Source organism: Cryobacterium sp. N21 (assembly GCF_002929575.1).
In the GTDB taxonomy this organism is placed as follows: domain Bacteria; phylum Actinomycetota; class Actinomycetes; order Actinomycetales; family Microbacteriaceae; genus Cryobacterium; species Cryobacterium flavum.
In genome coordinates this window covers 1-22,866 of record NZ_PJJQ01000026.1, presented here as the reverse complement: position 1 = coordinate 22,866, position 22,866 = coordinate 1, and the positions used below count along the sequence as shown (strand labels likewise).

The following is a 22,866-nucleotide window of genomic DNA, read 5'->3' as shown; positions in this document are numbered from 1 at the left end:
GTTTGCAGGGAACGGCGTTTGTTTTATCGGATTAGCGTCTCCGTCGATCAGCGGAGTGTGTAGAGCATTTGCAGTTTCTCCTCGCTGAGCCAGGTGTTGTCGGCGATGTTGATTTCAGGAGTGGCGGCGTTCATTGCCGCGGTCATCATGTCAAGAGTGGCGAAGGCGTAGAACGCGGAGGTGGTGCTCATGCTTTCGTGGCCGAGGAGTTGCATGATGATCGGCAACGGGATGCCCTGTTTGTGAAGGTCCATCGCTTTCGTTTTGCGCAGCATGTGGCAGTGCAGCCGAATCGGAACCGTCCGACAGTTCTGCCTGGCGAGGTTGCCTGCGGTGGCCAGGATCGCCGAGACACTGTCGACTGACAGCCGAGTTGGCTGCCCAAGGTGGGAGCTGTGGAACAGCGGACGCGTCGCCGGGAGCCGCGCGAGGTTGGGATGGAACTCCGCGAGATAGACCTGCAGATGTTCGACCGTTTTATCGCCCAGTGGGACGATGCGGCTTTTGGCTCTTTTCCCGGTCAAGGTCAGGTGCGCCGGCGTTGCCAGGGCCAGGTCCCCGAGGGTGAGGGCGGTGAGTTCGCTGACGCGGGCGGCGCTGTCATAGAGAAGGATCAACAGCATCCGGTTGCGGCGGGACTTCGCCGTGGAGCCGTCACAGGCAGCGAGAACCGCGGCGGTCTCGTTCGCCTCAAGGTATTCGATCGGTTTGCGTGGTGCCGTCGGTGCTTTCAAGGTCTTCGCGGTGTCGTGGAGGGCGACGAGGGTCAGGTCTTCCTGGGCTGCGAAAGCCAGGAATGCGGTGATCGCAGTCAGCCGTAAGCTGACGGTTTTGGGCTGGTAGTGCTTCGTCTCGCGCATCCAGGTGAGCCACTCTTTCAGCATCGGCCGCTCGAGATGAACGAAGCTGATGTTCTTGCGGTTCAGCTGCTTTTCATCGGTGAGGAAGCTGACGAAGCACTCCAGGGAGATGCGGTAGGCCTCGATGGTTCTCGGCGAGAGGGCGCGGACTCTGGGCATGTAGTCGTGGAGGTAGTTGCGGGCGAAGCCCCAAAAGTTCGGCGTCGAGGTGAGGGGGTCGCGTTTCATCAGAAGCCCACTTCGGGCAGCAGCCGGTCGCTGTCGCGGGTGATGGCGGCGTAACTGTTCATGAAGTCCGGCGAGGTATGGACGTAGTAGTAGGTGCTGTCCAAGGACGCGTGGCCCATGTATCGGGCCAAATAGGGCAGCATCGCGTTGACGTCGGTGCCGTCGGCCATCCACCGCTGAAGGTTCGCGTAGGCGAAGTGGTGCCGGAAATCATAGGGACGTGGCCGCTTCCCCTCCAAAGTTCGCGTCAGTGCAGCCTTGTCCCAGATGCGATTGAAGATTATCCCGACCGCCACCGGGGTCACGGGTTTCCCCGTCGGCATGACGAAGAACGGGGCCCGATCGCCTGCGATAACGCCGCGGGTGCGGGCATCGCAGCCAGCCAGAAGCTCCACGAGTTCACCGGTGAGTGGCAACCGCCGGTCGCGGTGCCCTTTCGATGCGAGTACTTCGATCACACCGTCGTCCAGGTGGACGTCGTGCGGGGTGAGGTGGCGGACTTCTCCGGTGCGCAGCCCGCAGGAGTGCATCAAGGCGAAGAATGCGACGGCCTGCCATGTCCACGGCGACGAACCCTCTATCCGGGCGGCGGCCTGGAAGAACAACCTGATTTCGGTATCCGCCAACAGGTAGGGCTGCGACCGGACAAAACTTGCCTTCCAATGATCCGACAACACATAGGCGTTGTCATCGCCATTGATATGCGCCCACCGGCCGAAATCCCGAATGTAGGACATCCATGATCGGTAAGGTCCCGGCCGGGATGATTGCAGGGCCGTCACCCAGCCCTCGATCGTCGCCCGGTCGAGATTCGCCAGAGAATGGTCGGCGCAGTATCGGTCGAACTGTTTCAGATACCAGATCCGGGACGCGCCGTAACAGCCCATGCTCGACTTGAACGCGAGGTAGCCCTCCAGATCGGCGGCGAACACGCTGGTGAAACCGTGCCCGCTCATCGTGCGGTCCCTGCCGGCAACGGGAGCACGCAGGCGCGCATCTGCTCGGTGTCCTCGCCCAAATACACGTTGGTGGAATCCGGAGACGAGTGGCCCAGAATCGCCGAGATCGTCGGCAGCGGCGTCCCCGCGCGCAGCAGCTTCGTCGCCGCGTGGTGACGCAACTTCCGGGTGCCCACTTTGGTCTGCGTCACACCGGCGGCCCGAAACGTCCGCCGCGTGATCGCATAGATCGACGCATGGTCCGCCAACGCGAGGTGCGGGGCCAACGACCGCAGGAAAACGTTTGGGATGTCGGAATGCGGTCGGTCACCCAACACATACTCGGCCAGCTTGCCGAGGACCACCGCAGGCAGCGGCAACGTCAGCGGGTTGCCCGTTTTCTGCTGCACGATACCGAGCGTGGAGCCGCGCCAATCGATGTCCTTCAGCCGCAACGCAATAAGGTCGCAGGCACGCAAGCCCGTCACCAATGCCAGCAACGTAATTGCCGCATCCCGGGCAGGAACATCCCTGCCGGTGCAGGCCCGAACCACCAGTAGCTCGTCACGTTCGGCAAGTTCGGGAATGAGCTGGTGCCACCGCCGGATCCGCGCCATCGTCAACGCGTCAAGTAAATCCTGCCGACGTGTAAAGGCGAGGAACGGCCGGAAGTTCGTTACTGCGGACCACAGCGCTGATGGCGCCCACCGTTCGAGCAACGAGTCCAGATATCCGAAGATGGTGGTGCCATCCGCTTCTTCCCACGACGTGATCCCGCTTGCTTCCAAAAAGAGCAGGTATTCACGGGCTGCGCGACCGTAGGCGCTTCGAGTAGATATGGCCAGGCCGCGGCGTTCTACCTCGTCCGACCACGCATCTGCCAGGGCGACGAAGGCGGCGCAATGAGGAACCACAATGCCAGCGCCGCGGGTTCCCTTCACCAGGCTCACCAGCCCGGTCGCCACGTACGAATCGAACACGCTCACCAGCCGGCCGTAATCGAAGCGGCGCTGGCCACTGAAGCGGCCCGTTCTCGGACTCGTCGTCATCGAGGCGAACTCCGCCCCCAAAGCCGGCGTGTAGCGGCCGTCGTCCTTCTGCGCCAGCACTGCCAACCATCGAATCGACTTCTGATAGTTGCCAATCGTCGACTCTTTATAGCGGGCCGCTCTCAACACCTCGACAACGACGACACCAATGTCATCAACCATCGTTTCCATAGCATTTTCCCTTCATCGCGCATCCGGACATGATGAAAGTAACGCTGGTTGAGGCATCGCACTAAACCGACAAAACCGCGGCCATCCCCAAAAAACTTCTGGCGTCGGAACGGTTCCTCGGCTTAACGTCATCCTCGGCATAATCGCTGTTAAGCCGAATTCGGCTTAACTCGGACCGTGGCACCCAATATGCCTCGGCCCAGATCACCGCATTCGCGATCAAGAATGGCATCACCCGCTCGATGGGATTGACCGGTATTTGCTGGGACAACGCGATGGCCGAGAGCTTCTTCGCGACGCTGAAAACCGAGTTCTACTACCGACGCGTTTGGCCCACCCGCGACCGCGCTACTCGGGAAGTCGGAGCCTGGATCGAGGACCGATACAACCGTCGGCGCCGGCACTCCTCAATCGGAGATGTCAGTCCCGTCGACTTCGAACTGCAATACTCGTCACAGACCGCGGAAGTTCAACTCGCCGCTTAACCCGTGTCCACTAACCGGGGGCAAGGCCAGAGAGCCCGCTGCCTCACTGGAGGTAGCGGGCTCTTTTGCGCGGGGAGGGCTTCCTCTGGCGCCGATATTCGAGGAAGGCTGCACTCGAGGAAGACATCTAGCCTGTTACGGACTCGCTGTCTTGGCGAGAAAAAAAACTACTTCGCGGGCAGGTGTCTGAGACAGCTTGACGATCCACTTGGGCGTCGCTACGCCGCTACGGCGGTCTGCATTCACTCGAACACGCGCCGCTACGGCCTGGGCTTTCGGGCTAGGTCGGCTGTCGCTCTGACGTTGCTGAATCTCGTTGATCGTCATGGTGTGCCTCCCGTTCCTGTACTAATTATGCGCGTGGGAGCGTTTCTAGAAGCCAATAGAACTCTGTAGTTTCGCGAGAGGAGTACGTGCAATATTGACACATATAGTCCGTAATGGGACTATATGTGTATGCATCTCTCCACGTCTCAGGCCGCGACAGAGCTGGGAGTCACCCCCCGGCAGGTGAGGCGATCTGCTGCCAGCGGACGCGTTGTTGCCACCAAGTACGGCAGTTCACACGCATTCTCTCAGCGACAGATTCAGGCTCTCGAACGCACAGCGCACCGAGGTCGTAACTGGACAGACGCTGTGCAGATGGCTGCTCTTGACCTGCTCGCTACTAAGAAAACCTCTGACCTGACCAACGCAGCGCTGAGCAGCACCGAGCGAAGCCGACTGAAGCAGCGCATCCGAAGCATGGACGTCGGCGCGCTGGCCGGCCAGATCCTACGCGGCCGCGTGTCTCTGCGACGAGCGGCAAGCGACGAGGCCAAGAGTCGTTTCGTAGCCGCGCTGGCCAGTGAGCTTGGCCTCTCCGCTGGTGGCGGACTGGGCATACTGGTCTCACAGGACGCCAGCCGTGCGGCCAGAAGGGCACGTCTGGGCCTCGATGACTCCGGCGACATTGCTGTTGTTGAAGGCGACGAGGTGCACCGCAGGGTCCTGGAGGCCCTAGCTCTGTACACCTACGGCGATGCGCGCGAATGCTCAGCCGCGACCCACTGGATCGCATCTGCGCAGAAACACATATGAGTCCCGGCCCGCTGATCAGCCGTCCGCTGATCAACATTGACGCTCGATCCAGCAAATGGGAAGAACCGCCTTGGCCGTCAGCCTTCGAGCTCGCCCGGCTGCTCCCGCAGAGCTCATGGACACTCGTTGGTGGCCTCATGGTGAAGCTTCATGCTGAGCTGGCTGAGCTGCCAGCCCCGCGCACGACAGTCGATGTCGACTCGGCACTCCACCTCGAAACCAAGGCGATCAGTTTTCTCCAGGCAGCCGCACTCTTGCAGGAAGCTGGCTACGTCCTGGATAGATCGACCAAATACGCGTACCGTTTCGACCGCGGACCCGAGCGGGTGGACCTCATGTGCGCGGATCGACAGTTCATCTTTAGAGGCCCTCGATACGGCGGCCGCCCACTGTTCGGAATCCCTGGCGGTACTCGCGCACTCCAGCAGACCCTCAACATCGATGTTTTGACCGAAGCCGACACCGTGAGGCTCGTCATCCCCAGCGTTCGTGGCGCACTGGTGCTCAAAGGCGCTGCCTATCTGGCGGACTCTCGAGATCGAGGCCGTCACGCTGAAGATGCAGTGGTGCTCCTTGCCTGCATGGACGACGCCAGCGAGGCGCTGCTCGGGCTGAGTCAACAGAGCCGGGGACGGCTCCGCGCTCTTGTCAACGTACTGATCGAGCAGACGGCGCCCTGGGCCAACCATGATGCCGTCGTCCAGTCGCTCGCACGGGAAACGCTCGACGAGCTAGCCGGACTGCTGGGCAAGTAGCCAAGTAGCCGTCGACGCCGGAGCGAGCCGCCGGCCGAGTGATCATCGCGCTGTGCCCAGACAGGCGGCCGGATGGCCCGCCGGGCCGGCCGAGAGTCGGATGTCCGGCCTGGCTCGGCCGAGCGCGACCGGGCAGTGATGCAAGTGGCCGGGCCGGCCAAGCCAGGCCGGACAATCTCTGAGGTCTCCATACCCCTTTTTCTGCGCAGCCTCATCTCACTTCAAGGGTCTGGTTTTTTACCCCCGATAATCGCACTTATCCCTACTATTGGCGGGGTTGTGTCAGTCACATTCGCGCGACCTGGAGCAGGATCTACGGACTCGGAAACCACCAAGCGCACAGAAAACTATCTGCCGGCCGGCGTCCTTCCATCACAGTGGATGGCGACGCGGGACTGTTCAGACCGAAGCCGACAACGGCGTTCAGTGCGAGCGCGGGGAGAGCGCTAGCAAAGTATTTGGGTGAGTTCGCCGCGATGTCACACGTAGCGACCTGGCCGGCGTCGGGAATTGGCGCGAGCCCACTGCATTAGCGGTGGGCCCTCCTTAGTCACGATAACCGACCTCACTAATAACGCCATCCAAAAGCAATTCACACGAGTTCCGAATGGAGACTGAGCCCAGGGTTGACTGGGCCGATTGCGGGCCATCGGCGGGCTCAGTGCGCACAGCCCTGGGTGGCTGGGAGTTTCCGACGAGTTCGGTGATAGTGACGAAAATTCCTCTCTTTTTCCAAACTTAAAGTCATTAACGTCATGATTGGATACGACTCAAACCACTGAAACCCCCATAATTCAACGGCTTCTGGATTTGATCGCTTAACGAAATTTCGGGTGAATTGTTTCTGGCCTAATAGTGACTCATGCCTGAATAACGCGCATGCATACTCGCTTTCACTACCTCGAAGTCTCCAAAGTCATCGGCGCGTCTGCGAAGCATTCCGTCACATAATGCCCGTTATTGCGGTGTTTCTTCTAAAGTCAATCATTTTTGTGGCGAAAGACTAGCGATCCTGAGATTTTTCGCAGATAAATTCATGTGGGCGGTAATTTGCGGAACTGAATAGACACAGTTTCACCGAGCTCCGCCGCGTGCTACGTTCCTGTATTGAACTGATCGCTTCAAAACGCAGGTCAGACTTCACTGCAGGTGGCCATGCCCGCTGAGGGTAGATGGAGGGGAATAAGAAATGAAGCGCACGATATGCGGTTACGGGCGCGGGTATACGCTGTCTGGTCCCGGTGAATCCTATATGGAGAGTGCTGGACGGATCGCTAAGAACGCATTTGCCCGGAACTCGATTTGTTTGCAGGTCGCAGGTCGGAGGATGGTGCAAGCGTGAGCAGCCAGCTACGTGCGATCCGTGGCGGCATCGGTCTCATGAACGACAGTCGCGAAGTGATCAGTCGTGCATCGAAGGAGCTTATTCAGGCAATCGTTGATGAAAACGGCTTGGAGTATGCCGATCTCGAGTGCCTATGGTTTACAGTCACACCGGATTTGAAATCTGACATTCCGCCTCTCGCTCTTCTGGAACAGATGGGCATCAATATCCCGGCTCTTTGCGCCGTCGAAGCTGACTGGGAAGGGCAGCCAGAGAAGACCATCCGAGTGCTCGCATTAGCTCGCTTCGACGGGGAAGCAGCCGTCCAACACGTCTTCCGCGGTGGCGCAGGCCCTGAACGCCCAAATGTCGCTGGTCAGACCCCCAATATTGAACAAAGCCCGTTGGATGAGAGTCTCAATACAGCTTCAATCGGGTATGTTGGCTCGAACTTAAATATCGCAAAGGCGCATCGAAGCACCGCACTGTCACCCAAATTAGAGCAGCAACTCACGCGTATCCTCGGTGAGTCTTCTGAATCTCTCATCTTCCCGGAATTGATCGAGCCGAATGTATCCGGATTTGCGCCGCGGCGCATTCTTGCGATTCTGCGCCCGCACAGCGTAGAACAGGTCGCCGAAATTATCCGTGCCTTTCAGTCAGGCGCTGAGCCACCGCTCTATGCCGTTTCAACCGGTTGCAATTGGGGTCTAGGCTCGCGCGGCGCTGTTGAGGACGACTCTGTGCGCCTCGAACTCGACGGTCTTAACCAGATCCGAGACATTTCCGTTGCCAACGGATGGGCCGTCATCGAACCAGGCGTTACACAACACGATCTGACTACCCGACTCCTAGGAAGTCGCAGGATTCTTAACGTCACCGCCTCGTCGGCACATACGAGTATTTTGGGCAACGCCCTCGATCGCGGTGTGGGCTTACGGAGACAACGCCTGCATGACCTGGTCGGAGTCGAAGTGATAATGCCTGACGGTGAGTTGGTGCGGCTTGGCTGGTGGCCTCACGAAAGTGGGTCTGCACCGAACGCCGCGGGCCTGGGACCATCCTTGCTTTCGCTTTTTAGCCAATCTGATCTGGGTATCGTGACTGCTGGAGTGATCCGGCTCATCGCCCGGCCAGAAGTCCAGCATGTACTTCGGCTATCGTTCGGCGCCGACCGGTTAGTTTTGGTGGTTGACGCTATTCGACGCTGGCAGGCACAAGGACTATTCCAAGGGGTCCTGAAGATCTACGACGCGACGTCCTCGACCTCGTACGGCAGCAAGGATGAGGATGGATACAGGGCTCATCTCAGCGTCGGCGGAACAGCGGCCTCGGTCTCGGCGCTACTCGGAATTCTGACCGACGAAGCCAGCGAAACTGGCCTGTTTTCTTCGATCGACCGTTCCGATCAAAAGCCGCCGACGGAGGATGACACTGTTGCACGGGTTGTCGAAGCTGGCTTCGCTGGTGACACGAGCCTTCATGAGCAAATGCTTCGCGCAGCCACGGGAAGTGAGGCCACTATGGTCGACACTCATGGTGGGGGGTGGATCTTCTTCCTTCCGCTGATCCCGTACACAGGTGCGGATGTTCAGTCAGCGCTCTGCCTGCTCGATGAGGTTCACGAACAAACTGGCGTTCGGGCAGGAGCAACGATTAATGCTCTTGACTCCGATGTCATCGACCTTGTGGTTTCCTTGCGCTTCGACCGGAGTAATGAGGAAGAAGCGGCCAAGGCCCACCGTGCACTTGATCGTCTATACGAGAGTTTTACCGAATCCGGCTATTGGCCGTACCGACTCGATACTGAGCACAGCGCTTGGGCAGATCGGCTCGGCAATCCTGCAGCGCGAGCACTCGGACGTCGTCTCAAGGCGATGCTCGATCCTGACCAAGTCATCGCGCATGGTCGGTACTCCTAAATCGTCGTTGCCTCTAGAAGAAAAGGGACGTTTTCCATGACCACAACCTTTCACACGAAAGATGCCGAGTCCGTCGGCATCCCCTCGAACAGCGAAGAGATACTCGACGCGGCTAGAGCGCTTCAGTCGTGGCTGAGCGAGCAGTCTTTCCGTATTGAGCAAAACAGGAAGTTGCCCAACGATGTGGTGGACCGCCTGCGCGCTGCAGGCATCTTCAGGGCAGCAGCTCCTGCCACATGGGGGGGTCCAGAAATGAACTCGATCGAACAGACCCTCCTCGTAGAAGTCATCGCTGCCGGAGACGTTTCTGCCGCTTGGTGCGCGATGATCGGCATGGACTCGGGCATCTACTCTGGCTTCCTCGATGACGGTGTAGCACGTCAAATTTACGAATCCATTGACTCAGCTCAATCAGGATGGATCTATCCGCATGGAAAAGCGATTCGGGTCGAGGGTGGGTATCGAATTTCCGGACGTTGGCGTTTCGGTTCTGGAATCACCCATGCAAATGTGATTTCTGCGGGTTGTACGGTGTACAACGAAGACGGCACTCCATTCACTGATGAACTCTCAGGGGGACCTGAATGGCGAGTCATGCTCGCCCCAGCGGAGGCCTACGACCTCATTGACACCTGGCACACCACGGGCCTCGCAGGTTCTGGTTCCTTTGACTATTCCGTCGATGAGCTTTTCATTCCCAAGGAGCGTAGCTTTACTTTCAACCGTCCTGTCCGCACCGGGCCGTTGTATGATGCCCCCGACGCGATTCTTCGGAAGATGGCCGGTGTTCCTCTCGGTATGGCAAGGGCTGCGCTTGACCACGTTCGAGGCCTTGCACTCGATCGAGTTGATCGTGAAACCGGTATCGCATGGGCGGAAGATCCGCGCGTGCAGCAGACGATCGCTCAACTGGAGATGGAACTGTCTGCGGCCCGGGCGAGCGTGTACTCGACTCTTGAGCGTCAATGGGCAGCTCTTGAGGTGGACGCCCCACGCGATGCCGATGCTCGCGTCGAAACTGCTCTCGCGCGCTACAACGCATTCCGCACCGCGAGGTCGATTGTGCAGCGTCTTTATGACCTTGTCGGGGGAGCAGCGGTTTACCGCGATCGTTCCCCACTCGATCGCTGGTTGCGCGATGCGAACACAATGTGCCAGCACGCAGTCGCACAAGACTCCATTTTGCGGCTATCCGGCAAGGTCCTGCTCGGTGGCGACTCGGCGTCGCCATTCTTCTAAAACACCAGAAGTTCATCCGCAGCGCCACGAATTAAGAATGGTGCTGCTAAGTAAGAAAGGAGGCACGTCGTGGCTTCGACCGCACGGGTCGTTTTATTTTCTGAAGTTAACTCCAAACTCGGCTCGCCGTTTCTGGACATGCTTCATCATCATCCATTGATTGACCTAGCAGCAGTTGTTACAAGTCCACCAGCGACCCTTTGCGACTATTTCATTGGGGACACGCAAACAGTGGACCTAGAAGATCAGGCAAAGAAATACGGCGTGGAGGTTCTTCGACCTGCCAGCGTGAACGACCCGGAAGCCGTATCGGCAGTCAAGTGGCTGGAACCTGATTACCTGATCGTCGCAAATTTCCAGCAGGTCATCAAAAAAGGCCTAATTGAAGTCCCAAAAGTCACATCGATCAATTTCCATCCGAGCCAACTCCCACTCTATGCAGGTCTTGCACCCTTTTATTGGATGGTACGCAACGGCGAGACTGAAGGGGCGGTCTCCGCAATCGAGTTGGCAGCAGGGCTCGACACCGGCGCGATTATTTCCCAGCACAAGACTCCACTGACCGGTCGAGAGACAGCAATCGAACTGCGCACTCTCCAAGAGCGCGCGAATGTGCTCATGCTTCTCGACTTGATTCCGAACCTAGCGAAGCGTTCTTTGACACGTCGGGAGCAAAACCTCGGCGAGCGCACCTACTTTGGCCGCCCGGGGTCCAAAGAGTACCGGCTCGACTTTGCCTACCCGGCCGAAGTTGTTGCTCGCCACGTGCGAGCAGGTTACCGGCACCCAGGTGCATTTGCAGAGGCTTTGGACGGAAGCCGGATAAAGATCCTGTCGGTCGCCCCGTCAGGAACGAGTAGTCCCCAAAGTGAGCTTGTTCCTGGTCTGATTCGGGGCACAGTGGATGGAGTGTATGTCGGTTGTGCAGATGAATGGCTACGCATCACGACCATAGGCATAGGGGAAGTAGAAGTTCCCGCCCAAAGTGCACGGCTTGTCGACGGGCAGCGCCTTGTCGTCGACGAATCCGTTGCAAGCGGATCGAAGAGTCTGGCATGAGCGTGCCACCGAATCAGCGACCTACTGAAACCAAGCCTGAAGAGTTTTATCTGCCGCGTGGTGAAGGAAGACGCGTCTGGCTCAACGGGGACGTCTATACGTTGAAGGTAGGCGGGGAACAATCGCGGGGAGCACTGACGCTAATTGAAGCATCCGTGCCCCCAGGCGGGGGTCCGCCACCACACACTCATGATGTCGAAGACGAAGCCTTTTATGTCATTGATGGAGTGCTCGAAATTATGGCAGAAGATAATCGCTACGAGGCTGGGCCTGGAGACTTCGTATTCATACCGAGAGGTACGGTACATGCTTTCCGCAACAATGGCGCCCTGCCTGCTAAGCAACTCCTGATCTTCACGCCAGGCTACTACGAGGGATTCTTTTTTGAAGCAGGATCCCCTGTCATCGAAGGTCGTCAGGCGCCACCAAGAGACCCGGCCGATGACGGGCGAATCAACGACGTCGGTGAAAAATACGGCTCGGTGCAGGTGCAATTCCGACCTGAACTGTTTGAAGCGCCGACCACAGAGTGACCTTCAGGATGAATAGGCAACGCGAGAGCGAACCACCAAAGACGACTTTGAAAGAGGTAACGATGAGCAATCACGGCGAACTGAATGGACGAGCTGCGCTAGTAACGGGCGGAGGCCGAGGAATCGGTGCTGCTATCGCCCTCAGACTCGCCGAGGAAGGCGCCGACGTAGCCCTTGGCTACCATTCCAATTCTGTATCGGCCGAGGAAACCGCGCGCAGCATTGGAACGGCGACAGGGCGTCGAGTCGTAGCGATCCAAGGAGACGCGGGTGATCCAGCAGCGGTAGCCGCCGTGGTCGATCGTTCCGCCGAACTTCTGGGACGCCTGGACATCTTGGTCAACAACGCGGGAATTCTTGACCCGGAATTGGCCATGATCGATGAGCTTGATCCGGAACTCGCAAACCGCATCATTGACGTAAATGTGCGTGGTCCCTTGTTTGCTGCAGCAGCTGCCGCACGCCATCTGGGCAGGGGAGGTCGGATCATCAACATTGGCTCCTGCGTCGGCGATCGGGTACCGGGTGCTGGCTATACGATCTATGCGACGTCCAAGGCCGCCATTACCGGAATGACTAAAGCCCTCGCCCGGGACCTCGGGCCACGCGGGATCACTGTAAATGAAGTCGCTCCAGGCGCTACAAACACTTCCATGAATCCTGAGGACGGGCCAAACTCCGCGGAGCAGAAAGCAACGTCGCCATTTGGGCGATTCGCGAGCCCAGAAGAGATCGCCGATGCGGTGTTGTACTTCGCTTCGCCGAGAGCAGCGTTCACGACAGGGGCTCGGCTTGGAGTCGACGGTGGCCGCAACGCATAAAATGCCCATCTACGTTAGGGTTTTGGATAGATTCGTTCAGAATGCTAGTGTGGGCCAATGGGAAGACCGCGTCAGTTCGATGAACGCCAAGCGGTGGCTGATGCATGTCAAGTGTTTTGGGCCAAAGGCTTCGACGGTACTTCCACGGCGGATCTCTGCGAGGCTATGGGGCTAAACAGAAGTAGTCTTTACAATACTTTTCTGTCCAAGGAACAACTTTTCCGGCTGTCATTGGTGCATTACATTGCAGCAACGACAGCTAGGCAAGACAAGTTTCTTGAGGTTCCCGGGAAGAGTGGCCTGGAGCGTCTCCGAATACTCTTGACGGCCATTGCGGAGGATGAAATTGCCAGCCGTGCCTCTGGCAATGGCTTCGGTTGCTTTATTGTCAACACCATCACATCCATTGCTGCTCGCAATGCCGAGATTGCCCACCTCATCGATGCCGACCTGCAGAAGCGCATCGCAGCGTTAAGTGCCGCGGTGCAGATTGGGCAAACCGATGGGTCGATCAACAAAGAGCGGGATCCTCGCGAAACCGCTTGGTATATAACGACTGTCATTTCGGGAATGCGAGTCTCGGCACAATCAGGCGCAAACAAGAGAATTCTGGACGCTCTTGCCGAGATCGCGCTCCACGCTCTCGCCAACTAGTTTGCACTTCACTGCAGCACTTGTTACCTGACGCGGAAGAGTTCATCTCAAGCTTCAATCCCGTCACCTAGCAAGCGGAAGCATTGCGATGCTTGTCAATCACTGCCGACTCGCTCATCGTCATTCTGAACTGAACTATTCAATACCCCAAGTCGCCCTAGGAGGAACAACCAATGCCAAAACCCGTTTACCTTATGTCGCTCGGAATCTTCGTGATGGTTTGCAGCGAGCTGCTTGTCAGCGGACTAATGCCGCAGATGTCGAGGGATCTTGGCGCGAGCATCCCAGAGATCGGCTATCTCGTCACTGCGTTCGCCCTGGCGATGGCACTCGGCGGTCCGCCCCTCACCCTTGCCGTGATGCGTATGAGCACGAAAAGGGCCCTGCTCACGCTATTTATAGTCTTCTTGATTGGAAATGGACTAGCCGCGTTGTCGATGTCTTACGGCACGATTCTGGCCGGTCGCCTCATCACCGGAGCGGCTTCGGGAGCCTTCTTTGGCGTCGCACTGTCCGCCGTCGCCCAGATTACCGCTCCCGAGGTGCGCGGACGTGCAACGAGCCTTGCGCTGCAGGGGCTTATGCTCGGCACCGCACTTGGACTGCCGCTGTCAACGCTTATTGGCGGCCAGTTAGGTTGGCGAGCGGCATTCCTTGCGATCGCCGTCCTGACCGTGATCATCGCTGTCGCGACAATGCTGGCGCTGCCCAATCTGGCGCCAAAGAACGCAGGCGGCCTGCGCGCAGAAATCCAGGTATTCCGCAGTCCTCGTTTGTGGTTCATCATGGCAACGTCGACGCTCATCATTGGGGCAACCTTCGCCGCTTTTTCGTACTTTGCGCCAATTCTTACGGAAGTCACCGGTTTCTCCGAGTCAGTCGTCCCGCTTTTACTGCTTGGATACGGCGCAGCGACCGTGGTCGGCAATATTATAGTTGGTCGACTCGCGCAGTCGCACACGATCACAGTGATAGTCATCGGCCTGCTGCTTAACATCGTGTTCCTGATCGGCTTTGCGCTCTTCGCCCAGGTTCCGCTACCGGCGATTATCGGGATGATTGGTATTGGGCTGGTGGGCATTACCTTGAACCCGGCCATGATCACGCGTGTCCAGCTGGCCGGCAATACGGGTGCCCTCGTCAACACCGCGCATTCTTCGTTCATCACCTTGGGGGTTGTTGTCGGTTCTTGGCTTGGTGGCTTGGGGATCAGTGCTTCTGGGCTCAGGGCCCCGCTCTGGGTTGGCGCTGGCCTCGCGGTTCTTGCAATCATTGCGATGGTCCCGGCAGTCCTAGGCAGATCTCGCAGCTGTCGGGAGACGGCGGCCGAATCCGGAACTCCTGAACTAGCTGCCGCCGAAAACTAGCTAGTCACAATCCGCATTCTCTCTGGGCACGTATCCAGCGTGCCTGACTCCTGTCAGGACAAGGCGCGATCGCTCGGCATGAATTAGGAATTCTCGATCCTTCACCGTTCGGGATTATCAGCCAGCAAACTGCGGCTAGGCACCTGCACCAATGACCTTGAACGTGGGAGAACTACCGTGCAAAACAGTCAGGAAAACCGGGCACACCTAGTTCAGCGCACTAGGCTCGGCCCGACATGCTTTCTTCTGCGCCTCCGCACAACCAGGGGAAATGAAATCCGTGCCGGTGAAACCATGAGAATACGCATGTCCGAGCATGGACACGAGGAGCGCTCCTCCTATTTCACTGTTCTCAGCTCACGTCCTGGCGGTGAAATCAGTATTCTGACACGTGTCAACCGGCGCGGAGGGGTTGCGGATGCTTTGGCTCTTCGATCGGAAGTCGGTGACGCTGCATGGATATCCCAACCATTCCCATCAATTATCGATCGTTTTAGAAACCTGAGTGGTTCGGTTCTCCGTCTCGTTGCTGGTTTAGGAATATCGATGATTGGTGGAGTCGCGGAGCATAGTCTGACGGTCGACGCAGATATTGTTTTCTTCGGAAAGCAGGAGGACTGCGCTGCAATTCCTACGACGGCGATTCACCACGCCTATCAGCGGTCGGCTGCCCGGGGGCCCCGAAGTTTCTATTTATGGAACTCCACGGTGCAGGGGCGCCCGATTCCCGTTGATATCGAACAGATGATCCGTAGACATCGGTATTCAGCGGTGATTGTTTGTGGCCCAGATGGATTCTGCGACTTTATTTGGTCAGCATGCGGTGAGTTGGGAATTAGCCGCCAACACGAAGAACAAAAATGGGGGATTGCGGCGGTTCTTGACGAGAACTTGTTGGAGTAACTAGTAGAGCCGAGTATTCGCTGATACCTATTCGACTCGATTCATTTGGATTCCGCTGCGGAATATGAACCGGGGCCGCTGCCGCGATCCAAGCCTGATTGTCGGCGGCCAGGACAAGCGGGGCGCTTTCCGGCCGATGCTACATGCGGTGGCGACGTCTGAGTTGCCCAGACTGTCCCGGACAGTGTGCCCTCTTCGTCGGGGGTCTACTAAAAAGTGAAGATCAACAGCGCCACCGACTAATGCCTGAATTACGGGACGCCTCACAGACTATACGATTCCTCTAAAAAATTCTCGACAACGAGAAGGTTGAGCTGCTGCGGGCATTTCGGTCGCTCTCGTACCGGGAGCAGGGCGATGTTCTCGGCGCTGATCCCGGCATCGTCGAGGCGGCGGCGGCAGCTCACGCGGATGTGCATCCGGTCCGGCGCCGTGACTGCGCACCCCGTCGCCCGGCAGACAGGCCGGGCGATCAGCCGATGTCCTGCGGGCAGAAACAACACCATCGAGGTGGCATCCCAGCCGATCTCCACAAGAAAGGCCGGATCAATCCCGGCGGCGAGCCTCAGATTGTCTCAATAACTTGACGGGCGCAACCATTGACGTTATCCCGACGCACGACATGAATATCTGCTGAGCCGAGCAGAGCCTACCGACATGTGCTCGGGCAATGTGTGCAGTGTCTCGAGCCGCATGGGGATGTCTCGCAACGTGTGTTTTTACCGTTCGCTCCCATTCTGGTAGGCAAGGACGGTTGCAAGACATCGGGAGGCCTCAATGATGAAGCTGATTGGGTACGCGGGTGTCTCGACCTAGAGTGCCGGCTGGGCGAGGTCGAGCCAAGGGACCCGTCCCACTGAGAAGCTTGACAATAGAATATGACAGGCACGTATCGTTTTCTCCCGAGGACAGTCGGCGGGCCTCTGCATGCCGGCAACGGCCCACCACGGATCACATCGTCGAGGTCGACGAACTCTCCGGAAAGGCACCATGCCCAACTCTAAACAGCCAGCCGCTCCGCGCATCGACGTGGAACGCCACCAGCGGGCACTCCTCGCGGCGGCGGCCGACGTGCTTGCCCGCGACCCCGACTCCTCGATGGCGGATGTCGCGCAGGCCGCGAGCCTAACCCGTGCCACCCTCTACCGCCATTTCAGCAACCGGCCAACCCTGCTCAAGGCCATCCAGGCGGAAGCCCTTACCCGCGCGTCGGAGACCCTCCACGCGTGTCGCCTTGACGATGGGAGCGCCCTGGAAGTACTCCAGCGCGTCATCAGTGCGCTGGGCAAGCACGGGATGCGCTTTCGCATCATCCTAATGAAGGCATCCGACGCCAGTCCGCGATTCCTCACCCAGCGCGACCAGGTTCTCGCCCCCGTGGTTGAAGTGGTCAAGCGGGGTCAGCTCGAAGGTGACATCCGTGCCGACCTGCCACCGGAGTGGATCGTCACGGCCATGGCCTCGCTGCTCATCGCCGCGGTGCGCGCCGCTCCGACCATGAAGCACTCCGACGGCGACGTGTCCGACCTCATCTTCCGTACCCTGGTCGGCGGGATCGCGGCAGAGAACCCGAGCGGCACGAACACTTAGGCACGAAACTAGACAGCATTGTCTCATTTCATATAGTCTCGGTTCGGTAGCCCGAATGGTGCTGCCGACTCGATGAACCGTGATGGGATTCCCGTGCTCTCTGCACTCGCTCGCATCTCAATCCGCTACCGCTGGATAGTGGTCGCACTGTGGCTGGTGCTGCTGGTTGGCGCCCTGTTCGGAAGCCGGGCGATCGGCGGCACCTTCAGCAACGACCTGACTCTCGCCGGCACTGACTCGCAGGCCGCCTATGACACCCTCCGCGAGCAGTTCCCGGAACTGTCCGGTGACGGCATGCAGGCCATCGTGCACAGCACGGATGCCGCCGCGCCCGTCACATCCGAGGCCACCCGCACCGCGGTGGAGGAGGCCGTGGCTGAGCTGGCCGCCCTCGACGGCGTCGCCGCTGTTCGGTCGCCCTACGGGCCGCCCCAGCCAATGGTCTCCGAAGACGGAATGACGGCGATGGTGACCATTCAGTTCACCGAACGGGCCAAGGACATTCCGGTCGAGATCGTGGCCGAAGCGCAGGCCGCTTTTGCCAGCGTGCAGGATGCCGGAGTCCAGGTTGAATTCGGCGGCTCCGCCGCTCAGGCCGAGTCCGGACCGTCGGGAAGCGAGATTTACGGACTGCTCGCCGCCGCCCTGGTGCTGCTCCTCGTGTTCGGCTCCTTGTTTGCCATGCTGGTCACCCTGGTCAGCGCCCTCATGGCCCTCGGCATCGGGATCGCCGCGATCTCCATGATCGCGTTAACGGTGACGATCGGCACGTCCGGTCCGATCGTGGCCGCCATGATCGGCCTCGGCGTCGGCATCGACTACGCCCTCCTGATCGTCACCCGGCACCGCGAGGGGATGTCCCAGGGGTTGGCCCCGAACGCGTCCATCGAAGCGGCCATGACCACTGCGGGCCGTTCCGTTCTGGTGGCCGGCGCCACGGTGATCATCGCCATCCTCAGCCTCTACGCCATCGGCATCCCATTCGTCTCATCCCTCGGGCTCGCCAGCGCCATCGTAGTCAGCGCGACGATGCTCGCCGCAGTGACCTTACTGCCGGCGCTGCTGGCCATCTTCGGCCGGAACCTGGACCGCGTCCGGGTGCGCAAGATCGGCAAGAAGACGGCCCTGACGACGGATGCCGCGAGCACCCCCCACACGCAGCCCGCGTCGGGCTGGCGCGGCTGGGTCGGCGGCATCCAGCGTCGTCGCTGGGTCTCGGCGCTGGCCGCCGTGCTCGTGCTGGCGATTCTGGCTCTGCCGCTGCTGTCGCTGCGCCTCGGTACGGCAGACGGTGGATCCCAAGCCGCCGACACCACCCAGCGCAAGGCCTACGACCTCATCGTCGACGGCTTCGGTGCCGGCTGGGCCGGCCCGCTCTTGGTCACGGTCGACTTCGGCGCCGACTCCACGCCGGCCGAGAACCAGGCCGCGAGCATGGCCGTGCGCACCCAACTGGCGGCAACGGACGGCGTCAGCGCTGTCACACCCCCACGGCTGGCCGAGAATGGGACGACCGTGCTGTACACGGTGATCCCAACCAGCTCGCCGGATGACGCCGCCACCGAAACGCTGGTGCACGACCTGCGCGAGACCGTGCTGCCGGACGCGGTCTCCCACGTAGGCGGGGCAACAGCCACGAGCATAGACCTGGCCGACACGCTTCTGGCCCAGATCGGCTGGTTCGTCCTGATCGTGGTCGTGCTGGCCTTCATCGTTCTTTTGATCGAGTTCCGGGCGCCGTTCATCGCGGCCATGGCTGTCATCATGAACCTGTTCGCTGTCGGCGCCGCCTACGGACCCGTCGTCGCTGTGTTCCAATGGGGGTGGTGGCCCGCCGGCCTGCTCGGGGTGTCCTCCGGCCCAGTGGAATCGTTCGTGCCGGTAATGCTCTTCGCTGTGCTGTTCGGGCTTTCCACCGATTACACCGTGTTCCTACTTAGCCGCGTCAAGGAGGAGCTCGCCCGCACGGGAGATCCCGACCGGGCAGTCCAAAACGGCCTGGCAGCGACGGCCAGGGTCATCCTGGCTGCGGCATCCGTCATGGTCGTCGTCTTCGGGAGCTTCATTCTCAACGACCAGCGCACCGTGACGATGTTCGGCTTCGGCCTGGCGATGTCCGTCGCCGTGTACGCCCTCGTAGTGATGCTGGTGCTCGTGCCCGCGCTGCTCGCAATCGCGGGCCGCGGTGCATGGGGGCGCACCAAACGTCATCTGTCAGCCGAGTCCGAGTCCAGCCCCGATCTCGAACCCCTCCTTGCAACGCTCGGACGGGGTTGAGGAAGCATTGAACTGCCCCTGGAGGACAGCTTCCAGCTTGAGGCGGGGCGAGAGAGAGATTCCGGCGATCCGTATCGGCAAAATATGGGAGATGTGAGACTGCTCATATCCCCAGGGTTATAGGCAGCTTCCCTGCGTCCGTTTGCCGCCCCGCCTTCACCGCGTTATTTCTCGGGAGGTCCTAGGCCGATGTCGGGATAACGGGTCTTACGGGAATACCACCATAGAGAGCTCGCCAAGTCGGTGGCGCCGTTGCTTTGAGTCTTGTCTCTCGCTGATCGTCCGCTCTTTGCACCATCTTGGGCCGGGCTGGTTGGTGGTGACCGGAATCTGATTTGACCGTGTGATACGCGCTGCGCACGAGCGTCACGCTCGTGCGCAGGTGATGCCCACTCAGGGGTGGTCGTCTCCGCGCATCCGCACGGCAACAACGATTCCGGATGCGGCGGCCAGCCAGATGCCAAAACTGTCCCCGGCGGCGACCATTCCCAAGGCGACAGCTTGCACGATCATCCCGCCGACGATGAGCCATTTGCGGCCGATCCGGTCGGAGAGCCCGCCGGTGATCAGCTGGCCCGCTCCCCAAACGGCCGGGTAGACGGCGGCCAGGATACCGATGCGTTCGATGCTGAGTCCGGCGGCGGCGAACAGGATGGGGTTTCTGAGCCCAGTGATCGCAAAGAGCGTGCTTGCACTCGTCCTGATGGTCTTGGCAGTCACCTTGATCCTGTTCGCGCGGAGCATCGATTCAGGTGACACGGCTGTTCTGAAGTGCTCAACGCCGAACGACTCACGAACGTTCACGCCTGTCTGTCCCTGACCCCCAAAGCGACTGTCGTCAATCCCGCAGGTGGAACCCCGTACGGGACGATTGCCTCAAAGAGGATCCGTGAACGGGCGCATTCACGGTTCGACCCAGCGGCGCTCGTTGGTGTCGCCCTAGGCTCAAGGCATGACTTCGGCACTGGACGGGGCCCTCAAATCGGCTCAAGCATTCGTCAGGAAGGTACACCCCGAGGCGGCAGCGTCCGTTTTAGCCGGCAGCATCGCGCTCGGCCGCGGGACCAGAACTTCTGATCTCGACATCGTGGTCTACTACGACGACCGTCCGGCGAGCTTCGCAGAAACGCTCAGACACGACGGCTGGCTGGTCGAATCGTTTGTCTACGGCCCCGAGGGCATCGATGAGTGGTTCGCCTTGGAGGCGAAGCAGCGCCGGCCTGTCGCCTTGGATATGTGGGCTGGCGGCATCCCACTGGTTGACAACGGAGCAACGGCGCTGCTGCAGGCCCGTGCGCAAGGGGTGATGGCCGCAGGCCCGGAGCCGATCGGCGCGACACAGAAAGCCGACCTGCGATACGGGCTCACGGCAGCCATCGATGATCTCCAGGGACGCCCGGATCCCGGAGAGGAGTTCGCCATCATCGCGGACGTCTACACGCGCGCCGGGGAACTGCTGCTCTTCGCCAACCGCAGCTGGCTTGGGAGCGGCAAGTGGCTGGTGCGACGCCTCGGGAATCTCCAAGATCCGACTGCGAAGCGTCTCGTCCAGTGGGCGGAGTCAGTTCCACGAACATCTGAGGAGCTCTGCCGCATCGCACAGGAGGTCCTCGAAAGCGTCGGCGGACCGTTGCAGGAAGGGCATACCCGAGGCTCCCGCGAGGTTGGGTAAGCGATCCTTCACCGGGCATCAAGGATGCCGGATGTTCCGCGTTCTCAGCGATCAAGCACTGAATCCGCGATCTGCTGCGCGGCTTGGTCCGCTGTGATGTGTGTGGTGTCGATGACCTCGGCTTCTTTGTGTAGCCAGGTATGAGCTGCCTCGGCGTATGGCTCCAAGTACTCGAAGCGGAACGTCGAGGGGCCGAGGTCTTTGTCGTTTTGTATGCGGTCGCGGAGCGTTGCCTGGTCGGCGTGGAGGACGAAATGGTGGATCGGTATGCCGTGCTCGGTAAGACCACCGCTGATCTCCCGCCAGTAGCTCTCGACCAAGACAGTCATCGGCATCACAAGTGTGCCTCCGGTGTACTCGAGCACGCGCCGAGCGGTTTCGACAACGAGCGGTCGCGACGGCTCCCAGTGCTGGAAGTTGTCCGTTGCAGGAAGTCCCGGCTTGATGTCTCTGAGCACCTCGCCGACCTTCTCGGCGTCGAGGACGCGCGCGTCGGGCAGTAATTGCTGCACGAACTCGCTCGTCGTCGTCTTTCCCGCCCCATGGGTGCCGTTGAGCCAAACGATTATGAACTGAACTCTAATGCCAAGAAGTATCCTTCATGGCGCGCCCGTAAGAGGAACCCTGAGCGGGACAGCTGCAACGTTCCGGTCGTGGATCCCTTAAAGCGCAGGCCGAGTCGCTGTTTGGGCGTTGGACTAGCGTGGGGTTATGACGCGCGTGTGGCTGACGGAATGGGAATGGGCGTGCTGCGGCGATGCTTTTGCCATCGGCGATGAGGTCGACTTCGGTATCGAGACGCGAACGCCGCATGCTGGTCTCGCTGACATGCTCGGACCGGAACTCATGGCCACGGTGGACGCGATGGAGTCGCACCATGAGGAAGAGTTCACCGATCGTGTGCGCGGCAGGGTCCTTGCAGTGCACGCGGTCACGCAGGACGTCATCGAGCGTCGGTCGCTACGTCGGCCCGGCCACGGCGCGCCGCACGAATCGATCATGCCGGCGGACGGCGACGAGTGGCCGATGGTTGGCCGCGACCTCGGTAATGGTGCGTTCCTGGGGACTTTGCCCTCTCGATACATGATCGAGATCGTGCCAGTTGCGAATACAGCGATGTTGGCCCCGGCTCAGGGCGTTCGGCTGCGCATCGATGAGGACGCCGAACCTGACGACGAAGAGTTTGCTGTCCTACCGCCCGAGCAACACCGACGCTCACTGGAGGGCTGGCTCGTCGACGTCCAGGAGCATCCGTAAGGTGTCCGCTCGCGGAACCCTCAGCGGGATTTGCGTAGCTTGGAGTCCAACTTGCTCATAAGGTGATCGACGCGACTCTTTCCCGTTGGTGCGTTTGGATAACGGCTGAGAACATCAATCAGGCCTGGGGTGGCGTGGTTTTTGGCTCGCGCAACGAAGTTGTCGCCAACCTCGGGATTGTCACCCGCGACCAACTCAGCGATACGCGCCGCACTTGCGGGACCGCGCAGGATGTGACTCACCTGAGTGGCTTTCGCAATTGGGTGCAGGTAGGCGGCGGCTGCGGCGTCGCCCGCGGTGCGAGCGGCAAGCCGTCCTGATTCGGTGGCGGCTTCTCGTGCGGCGCGGTGTGCGTCTGAAGCTGTGACACGCTGCAGGTTGGTCCTTTTTGCGCCGTTGACAAACTCCCACGCAGCGTCGACGGCCGCGCGTGGCCGAGGGTCATCTGGATGGGCGGCCTCAAACACCGGAAGCACTTCCTCTGCTGCCTCCACCACAAAGCGTGCCACGACTCGCAGTTCGTCTATGGTCAACTCGAAATCGCCGGTTCCCACAGTCATTATCCAATTTTCTCATTTCTGCGAAGCCCAGAAAGGGAACCCCCTGCGCGACGGATCCGCGGCCAATCGGGCCGATTGCCGAGCGCCCAGATTCTGGGTCAGTGGGGGGACCGTAGCTGGTC

Annotated in this window: 21 protein-coding genes and 1 pseudogene; 15 read left to right on the top strand and 7 right to left on the bottom strand. The window is 60.0% G+C overall.

Annotated elements, in window-relative coordinates; translation table 11 throughout:
* Positions 1-47: 47 nt before the first annotated feature.
* From CXY77_RS03240 to CXY77_RS03230, 3 genes are read right to left on the bottom strand one after another with little or no spacing between them, the layout of a single operon-like run.
* A complete protein-coding gene (locus CXY77_RS03240; protein ID WP_104129676.1) occupies positions 48-1,088 on the bottom strand; it encodes a tyrosine-type recombinase/integrase in 1,041 nt (346 codons plus the stop codon).
* Complete coding sequence (locus CXY77_RS03235) at positions 1,088-2,044, bottom strand: tyrosine-type recombinase/integrase (RefSeq protein WP_104129675.1); 957 nt, start codon at positions 2,042-2,044, stop codon at positions 1,088-1,090. The genes CXY77_RS03240 and CXY77_RS03235 overlap by 1 nt, the downstream gene beginning before the upstream one ends.
* A complete protein-coding gene (locus tag CXY77_RS03230; protein ID WP_092342714.1) occupies positions 2,041-3,246 on the bottom strand; it encodes a tyrosine-type recombinase/integrase in 1,206 nt (401 codons plus the stop codon). The genes CXY77_RS03235 and CXY77_RS03230 overlap by 4 nt, the downstream gene beginning before the upstream one ends.
* A gap of 146 nt (positions 3,247-3,392) precedes the next feature.
* Between CXY77_RS03230 and CXY77_RS21010 the strand changes: the two genes are divergently transcribed.
* From CXY77_RS21010 to CXY77_RS19845, 11 genes are all read left to right on the top strand, one after another.
* A complete protein-coding gene (locus CXY77_RS21010) occupies positions 3,393-3,731 on the top strand; it encodes an integrase core domain-containing protein (RefSeq protein WP_104129674.1) in 339 nt (112 codons plus the stop codon).
* A 642-nt stretch (positions 3,732-4,373) separates the two neighbouring features.
* Complete coding sequence (locus CXY77_RS03220) at positions 4,374-4,811, top strand: hypothetical protein (protein WP_140425471.1); 438 nt, start codon at positions 4,374-4,376, stop codon at positions 4,809-4,811.
* On the top strand, positions 4,763-5,566 hold the full coding sequence (locus tag CXY77_RS03215; protein ID WP_158252764.1) for a hypothetical protein: 804 nt from the start codon (positions 4,763-4,765) through the stop codon (positions 5,564-5,566). Before CXY77_RS03220 ends, CXY77_RS03215 begins: the two co-directional genes overlap by 49 nt.
* A gap of 1,338 nt (positions 5,567-6,904) precedes the next feature.
* Positions 6,905-8,812 carry a chorismate mutase gene (locus CXY77_RS03210; RefSeq protein WP_104129671.1) on the top strand — a complete coding sequence of 636 codons (1,908 nt, stop codon included), beginning with the start codon at positions 6,905-6,907 and terminating at the stop codon, positions 8,810-8,812.
* A 36-nt stretch (positions 8,813-8,848) separates the two neighbouring features.
* Positions 8,849-10,051 carry an acyl-CoA dehydrogenase family protein gene (locus CXY77_RS03205; RefSeq protein WP_092112316.1) on the top strand — a complete coding sequence of 401 codons (1,203 nt, stop codon included), beginning with the start codon at positions 8,849-8,851 and terminating at the stop codon, positions 10,049-10,051.
* Between the two features lie 69 nt (positions 10,052-10,120).
* On the top strand, positions 10,121-11,110 hold the full coding sequence (locus tag CXY77_RS03200; protein ID WP_104129670.1) for a methionyl-tRNA formyltransferase: 990 nt from the start codon (positions 10,121-10,123) through the stop codon (positions 11,108-11,110).
* Positions 11,107-11,643: a cupin domain-containing protein gene (locus tag CXY77_RS03195; protein ID WP_092112320.1), complete on the top strand. Its 537-nt coding sequence runs from the start codon at positions 11,107-11,109 to the stop codon at positions 11,641-11,643. Before CXY77_RS03200 ends, CXY77_RS03195 begins: the two co-directional genes overlap by 4 nt.
* An 8-nt stretch (positions 11,644-11,651) precedes the next feature.
* The gene (locus CXY77_RS03190) at positions 11,652-12,464 is read left to right on the top strand and encodes an SDR family oxidoreductase (RefSeq protein WP_233197195.1); all 813 of its coding nucleotides are present in this window, start codon (positions 11,652-11,654) and stop codon (positions 12,462-12,464) included.
* Between the two features lie 57 nt (positions 12,465-12,521).
* Positions 12,522-13,118 carry a TetR/AcrR family transcriptional regulator gene (locus CXY77_RS03185; protein WP_104129669.1) on the top strand — a complete coding sequence of 199 codons (597 nt, stop codon included), beginning with the start codon at positions 12,522-12,524 and terminating at the stop codon, positions 13,116-13,118.
* Positions 13,119-13,291: 173 nt separating this feature from the next.
* Positions 13,292-14,485, top strand: coding sequence for an MFS transporter (locus CXY77_RS03180; protein ID WP_104129668.1), 1,194 nt, complete (start codon positions 13,292-13,294; stop codon positions 14,483-14,485).
* A gap of 306 nt (positions 14,486-14,791) precedes the next feature.
* Complete coding sequence (locus tag CXY77_RS19845; protein ID WP_140425470.1) at positions 14,792-15,388, top strand: hypothetical protein; 597 nt, start codon at positions 14,792-14,794, stop codon at positions 15,386-15,388.
* Positions 15,389-15,651: 263 nt separating this feature from the next.
* Here the strand turns inward: CXY77_RS19845 and CXY77_RS03170 are convergent, their stop codons facing one another.
* On the bottom strand, positions 15,652-15,921 hold the full coding sequence (locus tag CXY77_RS03170; RefSeq protein ID WP_104129666.1) for a hypothetical protein: 270 nt from the start codon (positions 15,919-15,921) through the stop codon (positions 15,652-15,654).
* A 457-nt stretch (positions 15,922-16,378) separates the two neighbouring features.
* Here CXY77_RS03170 and CXY77_RS03165 point away from each other — a divergent pair, with 457 nt between their 5' ends.
* Complete coding sequence (locus CXY77_RS03165) at positions 16,379-16,978, top strand: TetR/AcrR family transcriptional regulator (RefSeq protein ID WP_158252763.1); 600 nt, start codon at positions 16,379-16,381, stop codon at positions 16,976-16,978.
* A gap of 72 nt (positions 16,979-17,050) precedes the next feature.
* Positions 17,051-19,255 carry an MMPL family transporter gene (locus tag CXY77_RS03160; protein ID WP_104129664.1) on the top strand — a complete coding sequence of 735 codons (2,205 nt, stop codon included), beginning with the start codon at positions 17,051-17,053 and terminating at the stop codon, positions 19,253-19,255.
* A 441-nt stretch (positions 19,256-19,696) separates the two neighbouring features.
* Here CXY77_RS03160 and CXY77_RS03155 read toward each other — a convergent pair.
* Positions 19,697-19,912, bottom strand: a pseudogene (locus CXY77_RS03155) (MFS transporter); the annotation flags it as partial.
* Positions 19,913-20,207: 295 nt separating this feature from the next.
* On the opposite strand from CXY77_RS03155, the gene CXY77_RS03150 reads away from it, so the two are divergent.
* Positions 20,208-20,927: a nucleotidyltransferase domain-containing protein gene (locus CXY77_RS03150; protein ID WP_092341941.1), complete on the top strand. Its 720-nt coding sequence runs from the start codon at positions 20,208-20,210 to the stop codon at positions 20,925-20,927.
* A gap of 44 nt (positions 20,928-20,971) precedes the next feature.
* Here CXY77_RS03150 and CXY77_RS03145 read toward each other — a convergent pair whose 3' ends face one another.
* Entirely contained in the window at positions 20,972-21,493 is a 522-nt protein-coding gene (locus tag CXY77_RS03145; protein WP_255409976.1) for an AAA family ATPase, read from the bottom strand.
* A gap of 145 nt (positions 21,494-21,638) precedes the next feature.
* Here CXY77_RS03145 and CXY77_RS03140 point away from each other — a divergent pair, with 145 nt between their 5' ends.
* On the top strand, positions 21,639-22,184 hold the full coding sequence (locus CXY77_RS03140) for a DUF6578 domain-containing protein (RefSeq protein WP_092341939.1): 546 nt from the start codon (positions 21,639-21,641) through the stop codon (positions 22,182-22,184).
* Positions 22,185-22,204: 20 nt separating this feature from the next.
* Here CXY77_RS03140 and CXY77_RS03135 read toward each other — a convergent pair whose 3' ends face one another.
* Entirely contained in the window at positions 22,205-22,744 is a 540-nt protein-coding gene (locus tag CXY77_RS03135) for a putative immunity protein (RefSeq protein ID WP_104129662.1), read from the bottom strand.
* Positions 22,745-22,866: the final 122 nt, after the last annotated feature.

Excerpts from the sequence above, each read along its gene's own strand:
- CXY77_RS03180 (WP_104129668.1), top strand. The coding sequence starts at position 13,292 with ATGCCAAAACCCGTTTACCTTATGTCGCTCGGAATCTTCGTGATGGTT.
- CXY77_RS03190 (WP_233197195.1), top strand. The coding sequence starts at position 11,652 with ATGAATAGGCAACGCGAGAGCGAACCACCAAAGACGACTTTGAAAGAG.
- CXY77_RS03165 (WP_158252763.1), top strand. The coding sequence starts at position 16,379 with ATGCCCAACTCTAAACAGCCAGCCGCTCCGCGCATCGACGTGGAACGC.
- CXY77_RS03140 (WP_092341939.1), top strand. The coding sequence starts at position 21,639 with ATGACGCGCGTGTGGCTGACGGAATGGGAATGGGCGTGCTGCGGCGAT.
- CXY77_RS03160 (WP_104129664.1), top strand. The coding sequence starts at position 17,051 with ATGAACCGTGATGGGATTCCCGTGCTCTCTGCACTCGCTCGCATCTCA.
- CXY77_RS03215 (WP_158252764.1), top strand. The coding sequence starts at position 4,763 with ATGCTCAGCCGCGACCCACTGGATCGCATCTGCGCAGAAACACATATG.
- CXY77_RS03220 (WP_140425471.1), top strand. The coding sequence starts at position 4,374 with ATGGCTGCTCTTGACCTGCTCGCTACTAAGAAAACCTCTGACCTGACC.
- CXY77_RS03150 (WP_092341941.1), top strand. The coding sequence starts at position 20,208 with ATGACTTCGGCACTGGACGGGGCCCTCAAATCGGCTCAAGCATTCGTC.
- CXY77_RS03205 (WP_092112316.1), top strand. The coding sequence starts at position 8,849 with ATGACCACAACCTTTCACACGAAAGATGCCGAGTCCGTCGGCATCCCC.
- CXY77_RS19845 (WP_140425470.1), top strand. The coding sequence starts at position 14,792 with ATGTCCGAGCATGGACACGAGGAGCGCTCCTCCTATTTCACTGTTCTC.
- CXY77_RS03135 (WP_104129662.1), bottom strand. The coding sequence starts at position 22,744 with ATGACTGTGGGAACCGGCGATTTCGAGTTGACCATAGACGAACTGCGA.
- CXY77_RS03240 (WP_104129676.1), bottom strand. The coding sequence starts at position 1,088 with ATGAAACGCGACCCCCTCACCTCGACGCCGAACTTTTGGGGCTTCGCC.
- CXY77_RS03230 (WP_092342714.1), bottom strand. The coding sequence starts at position 3,246 with ATGGAAACGATGGTTGATGACATTGGTGTCGTCGTTGTCGAGGTGTTG.
- CXY77_RS03185 (WP_104129669.1), top strand. The coding sequence starts at position 12,522 with ATGGGAAGACCGCGTCAGTTCGATGAACGCCAAGCGGTGGCTGATGCA.
- CXY77_RS03195 (WP_092112320.1), top strand. The coding sequence starts at position 11,107 with ATGAGCGTGCCACCGAATCAGCGACCTACTGAAACCAAGCCTGAAGAG.
- CXY77_RS03235 (WP_104129675.1), bottom strand. The coding sequence starts at position 2,044 with ATGAGCGGGCACGGTTTCACCAGCGTGTTCGCCGCCGATCTGGAGGGC.